General features: G+C 57.5%; 2 protein-coding genes. Both read left to right on the top strand.

The window, feature by feature from the left end:
- Window positions 1–111, top strand: a 111-nt coding sequence (locus FBY04_RS32205) for a hypothetical protein (RefSeq protein ID WP_145319724.1), incomplete at its 5' end; no start/stop codon positions are given.
- Between the two features lie 144 nt (window positions 112–255).
- Window positions 256–1581 carry an OprD family porin gene (locus FBY04_RS32200; protein WP_145319722.1) on the top strand — a complete coding sequence of 442 codons (1326 nt, stop codon included), beginning with the start codon at window positions 256–258 and terminating at the stop codon, window positions 1579–1581.
- Window positions 1582–1790: the final 209 nt, after the last annotated feature.

Genomic DNA, 1790 nt, shown 5'->3' with positions numbered 1-1790 from the left:
GAATACTTCAACATGAGCGTCGCCCAGACCTTCAAGACCTGGACCGTGCTGGAGACCATCATTTCGGTGGTCGCCTTCGCGTTGACCGTGGGTCTCTCTTACTTGGTCTAACTCGAACCCTCCGATCGCTCTCCAGTTTCAATGCTCATGGTCACTCATTGGGCGCGTCATCGTGCGCGCCGGTGTTGGGTGTCAGCGGCGGATGGCGGTCGTTCAACACTCGAAAACCATAAAAAAATCACCCTGGAGCACCGTATGTTCAAGCGAGCAATCCCCACCGCACTCTTGTTGACCACCGGTTCGATTTGCGCACAGGCAGCGGATTCTGCCACGCACGGTTTTCTGGAAGACAGCAAAGCCAGCCTTTCGATGCGCACGCTGTATTTCAACAGCGATAACCGCGATGGTGCGGCGGATCCCTCGAAAACCGAAGAAGCGGCACAGGGTTTCGTGCTGCGCTATGAGTCCGGGTTTACCCAAGGCACGGTCGGTTTCGGGCTCGATGCTCAGGCGCTGCTGGGTGTGACACTGGACAGTGGTGCCGGGCGTCATGTCGGTAGCGGCATGATCCCGACGGATGGCGACGGTGCTGCCGATACCTGGAGCAGCTTTGGTCCCACGGCGAAGATGCGTATTGCGAAAACCGAGTTCCGCTACGGCACGCTGCTGCCGAAATTGCCGATCCTGCTGTCGAACGATGCCCGCGTATTGCCGCAATCGTTCACCGGTGCCCAGATCACTTCGAATGACATCGATGGGCTGATGCTGACCAGTGGTGTGCTTGAACATGCGGTCGGTCGCGCGTCGACGGACCGGACCGGTTTGTCCGTACCGGGCGCCACACAGGACAGCAACACGTTCTACTTCGCCGGGGGGGATTACTTCATCACCAAGGAACTGAAAGCGCAGTATTACTTCGCGCAGATGGAGGACTTCTACAACCAGAATTTCTTCGGCCTGACTCATGTGTTGCCGATCGATAGCAAAAGCTCGTTCACCACTGACCTGCGTTACTTTCGCACCACGTCGACCGGGGCCAACAGTTCCGCCGCAGGTCGCGCGCAAGGCTATCGCACCTCCGGTTACACCGAGGACAACAATGGCGAAATCGACAACAACACCTGGGTTGCGATGATCACTTATATGAACGGTGGCCACTCGGTGTCGCTGGGGCATCAGCAAGTGGGTGATGGCAGCAACTTCGTCCAGCCCAACCAGGGCAGCCTGGTTGATAAAGGGGCGGGGGGTGGCAGTGTTTATTTGCCGACGGACCGCATGATCCAGAGTTTTACCCGTGCGGGTGAGCAGACGAACTTTGGGCAATACACGTATGACTTTGCGCCGCTGGGCGTGCCGGGGCTGAAAGCGTCGATCGTGTATTTGAAGGGGACTGATATCAAGGTTCGCAATACGGGTGATCAGTCTGAGTGGGAGCGCGATATGACCCTGGATTATGTGCTGCAGTCGGGTTCGCTTAAAGGGCTTGGGTTCAGTGTGCGCAATGGCAAGTCGAACACTGATGCGGGGCGTAATGTTGATCAGAATCGCTTTATTATCAACTACACCTTGTCGTTGCTGTGATCGTCTGGTCGATAGGAAACCGGTCGTGTACATATCCGTTTCTGCGGTAACGGCCGCTGACGGTTTCGCCCTTACGGCGAGTCACTTGCAAAAGCGGCAAGTAACCAAGCGCTTTTGCCCCTTTCGTTCGGTGCCTCGCTAATGCTCGGCATGCCCTCGCTCCGGTCCTGCTCCGTGGGCCCGCCGCCATCGGCCATCCATGGCCGGGG

Source organism: Pseudomonas sp. SJZ080, from assembly GCF_007828295.1.
GTDB classification, from domain to species: Bacteria; Pseudomonadota; Gammaproteobacteria; order Pseudomonadales; family Pseudomonadaceae; genus Aquipseudomonas; species Aquipseudomonas migulae_A.
Note: the sequence above shows the minus strand (reverse complement) of the source record. Positions and strands in the feature narration are given on the sequence as shown.